The sequence below is a fragment of the Arthrobacter sp. 2YAF22_2 genome (assembly GCF_052114645.1).
Lineage (GTDB): Bacteria > Actinomycetota > Actinomycetes > Actinomycetales > Micrococcaceae > Arthrobacter.
Window position 1 is genome coordinate 1 of sequence record NZ_JBFRFD010000359.1, and the last position, 3,841, is coordinate 3,841.

Below are 3,841 nucleotides of genomic sequence, written 5' to 3' on the forward strand. Positions count from 1 at the left end.
GGTCTCGGCCATGGCTTCCTTGACGGTGCCGAAGACGGTGATTTCCTTATCGCCGTGCAGGACGGTGCTGCCGGCCTTGCGGGCGTTGACGCCGCCGACGATGTTGGTGCCGGCCTTGAGCATCAGGGCGGTGTGCTTGGTGCCTTCGCCGCCGGTGATGCCCTGGACGATGACCTTGGAGTCCTTGTTCAGATAAATAGACATAGTCGGTCCCTTTACTTCGCTGCGTTGGCGAGCTCGGCAGCCTTGTCGGCGCCCTCGTCCATGGTGGCGGCCAGGGTAACCAGCGGGTGGTTGGCCTCGGCCAGGATGCGGCGGCCTTCCTCGACGTTGTTGCCGTCGAGGCGGACGACCAGCGGCTTGTTCGCGGAGTGGCCCAGCTCGGCCAGTGCACCGACGATGCCCTTGGCGACCGCGTCACAGGCGGTGATGCCGCCGAAGACGTTGACGAAGACGGACTTGACCTGCTCGTCGCCCAGGATGACGTCGAGGCCTGCTGCCATGACCTCGGCGGAAGCTCCACCGCCGATGTCCAGGAAGTTGGCGGGCTTGACGTTGCCGTGGTTTTCGCCGGCGTAGGCGACGACGTCGAGCGTGGACATGACCAGGCCGGCACCGTTACCGATGATGCCGACGGAGCCGTCGAGCTTGACGTAGTTGAGGTCCTGGGCCTTGGCCTTGGCCTCGAGCGGGTCAGCGGCGTCCTTGTCTTCAAGGGCGGAGTGCTTGGCGTGGCGGAAGCCAGCGTTCTCGTCGAGGGTGACCTTGCCGTCGAGGGCAACGATGTCGCCGGCGCCGGTCTTGACCAGCGGGTTGACCTCCACGAGGGTGGCGTCTTCCTTCTTGAACACGTCCCAGAGCTTGAGGATGACGGCGGCGACCTTGCCGCGCAGTTCCTCGGCGAAGCCTGCGGCTGCGACGATTTCGTCGGCCTTGGCCTGGTCGATGCCGACGGCGGGGTCGATCGCGACCTTGGCCAAGGCATCGGGGCGCTCGACGGCGAGCTGTTCGATTTCCATGCCGCCCTCAACCGAGCACATGGCCAGGTAGTTGCGGTTGGCCCGGTCCAGCAGGACGGAGAAGTAGTATTCCTCGGCGATGTCGGCACCCTGGGCAATCATCACCTTGTTGACGGTGTGGCCCTTGATGTCCATGCCGAGGATGTTGGTGGCGTATTCGAGAGCCTCGTCAGCGGTCTTCGCGACCTTAACGCCGCCGGCCTTCCCGCGGCCACCGACCTTAACCTGTGCCTTGACGACAGTTACGCCGCCGATCTTCTCGGCAGCTGCCTTTGCTTCTTCAGGGGTGTGCGCCACGATGCCAGCAAGCACGGGTACACCGTGCGCCTCGAACATATCGCGCGCCTGATATTCAAACAGGTCCACGGTTTAGTGTCCTTCTACGTCGAAGTAGTTTCTGTACAGCCGGACCCCACGTATTCGCGGTTACCGGGCTGCGGAATAAACGCACCCTGCGACAGGCTTGGAAACGAGCCACACGGCGCAATGCTCCTTTTGGAACTCTAGTCCTTTGAACGGACCAGCCCGACCCAGAGTACCCCTTATGTGAGTAAGGACACTATTCTATGAAGCGTAGAAAAACCGCTAGATTACGGGGTTTTTCGGGCCTCCGCGGGGCCCGCGAGGCGCGTTGGGCGTCGTCGGAGGCTGGTTCGTAACGGTCCTGCGAGAAGAAGGAAACGACCCCGGAGGACATCGCTCGGGTGGGCTGGCCGGTCAGGCGTCGATCTTGGTCAGCGGGGCGTACCGCAGCAGGAGCCGCTTCTCGCCGACGTCGAACTTCACCTTCGCGACCGTCTTGTCCCCGGCGCCTTCGACCGCGAGGACGGTGCCGTTGCCGAAGCTGGTGTGGTTGACCTTGTCCCCCACGCTGACGGCGACGATCTCCTTCTGCGGCTGGACCCGGTTCTTGGCGATGGCGGCGGGGACATCGGAGTTGAAGCCGGCCGAGGCGTCCGCGCCGGTGCCGCGGGCCGTGCCGGCTCCCCAGAAGGATCCGCCGTAGCGGCTGGAACCGATGGAGCCCCCGCTCCCCCAGCCGCCGGCCTGGCGGGTGGATCCTTCGCGCTTCCACTCGACCAGTTCGGCGGGGATCTCCTCGATGAACTGGCTCGCCGGGTTGTACTGGCTCTGGCCCCACATGCTGCGGACCTCGGACCGGGTCAGGTACAGCCGTTTCCGGGCACGGGTCAGGCCCACGTAGGCGAGCCGGCGCTCTTCGGCGAGTTCCTTGGGGTCCGTGGCCGAGCGCTGGTGCGGGAACAGCCCGTGCTCCATCCCGGTCAGGAACACCACCGGGAACTCCAACCCTTTCGCGGTGTGCAGGGTCATCAGGGTGACGACGCCGAGCCGTTTCGCTTCGGCGACGGCGGCCGCCAGCTCATCGGCGCTCCCTGCCGGCGCGTCGGGAATCTGGTCGGCGTCGGCCACGAGCGAGACCTGCTCCAGGAAGGCACCGAGCGATCCCTCGGGGTTGTCCCGTTCGTATTCGCGCACGACGGCGACCAGTTCGGCGAGGTTCTCGACCCGGGATTCGTCCTGCGGATCGGTGCTCGAGCGCAGGGTGGCGAGGTAGCCGGTCTGCTCCAGGACGGCTTCCAGGGCCGCGGCGGCGCCGGAGCCGGTGGCCACCTCGGCGAGGTCGTCGAGGAGCTTCACGAAGCCCAACACGGCGTTGACGGAGCGGGTGGCCATGCCGGGCGCTTCCTCGGCGCGGCGGGCGGCGGCCATGAAGGAGGTCCGCTCGCGCTCGGCGAGTGCTGCGACGGCTCCCTCGGCCCGGTCGCCGATGCCGCGCTTGGGTTCGTTGAGGATCCGGCGCAGGTTGACGTCGTCGTCCGGGTTGACCAGCACGCGCAGGTAGGCGAGGGCGTCCTTGATTTCCTTGCGCTCGTAGAACCGGGTGCCGCCAACCACCTTGTAGGGCAGCCCCACGCGCACCAGGACGTCCTCGATGGACCGGGACTGGGCGTTGGTGCGGTAGAAGATGGCGACGTCGCCCGGGCGGAGGTCCCCCTCGTCCTGCAGCCGGTCGATTTCCTTGGCGATGAACTGGGCCTCGTCGTGCTCGTTCTCACCGACGTAGCCGACGATTTTTTCGCCGTCGCCCTCGGCCGTCCAGAGCCGCTTCTCCGGCCGGTTGGGGTTGCGGGAGATGACCGAGTTCGCGGCGCTGAGAATCGTTTGGGTGGAGCGGTAGTTTTGCTCAAGCTTGATGGTCCGGGCGTCCGGGTAGTCCTTCTCGAACTCCACGATGTTGCGGATGTCCGCACCGCGGAAGGCGTAGATGGACTGGTCGGAGTCGCCGACGACGGTCAGCTCCGCCGCGCCGGGCCCCTCGCCGACGATCTCCCGCACCAGGGCGTACTGGGCGTGGTTGGTGTCCTGGTACTCGTCCACGAGCACGTGCCGGAAGCGGCGCCGGTACGAGTCGGCGACCGCCGGGAAGGCCCGGAACATGTAGACGGTTTCGGCAATCAGGTCATCGAAGTCCATCGCGTTGGCCTGGCGCAGCCGCTGCGTATATCCCTTGAAGACCTCGGCGACGGCCTGTTCGAAGGGCTCGTTGTGGTTGGCGCTGGAGGAAAAGCTGTCCGCGTCGATCAGCTCGTTCTTGAGCGCCGAGATCTTGTGCTGGATGGCTTTCGGCGGGAACCGCTTCGGATCCAGGTCCAGGTTCTTTGCCACGAGGTTGATGAGCCGGAGCGAATCGGCCGAGTCGTAGATGGAGAAGTTGGAGTTCAGACCCACATTTTTGGCTTCGCGGCGCAGGATCCGGACGCAGGAGGAGTGGAACGTGGAGACCCACATGGTCTTGGCCC

The 3,841-nt window shown here is 65.7% G+C and carries 2 protein-coding genes and 1 pseudogene; all 3 read right to left on the reverse strand.

Annotated features, from left to right (window positions below; translation table 11 throughout):
- Positions 1-204, reverse strand: a pseudogene (locus tag AB4Y86_RS13935) (succinate--CoA ligase subunit alpha); the annotation flags it as partial.
- A gap of 11 nt (positions 205-215) precedes the next feature.
- Positions 216-1,385: an ADP-forming succinate--CoA ligase subunit beta gene (gene sucC / locus AB4Y86_RS13940; RefSeq protein ID WP_441402802.1), complete on the reverse strand. Its 1,170-nt coding sequence runs from the start codon at positions 1,383-1,385 to the stop codon at positions 216-218.
- Between the two features lie 351 nt (positions 1,386-1,736).
- Positions 1,737-3,841 (reverse strand): 3'-5' exonuclease (locus tag AB4Y86_RS13945; protein ID WP_441402803.1); only part of this gene is annotated, 2,105 nt, incomplete at its 5' end.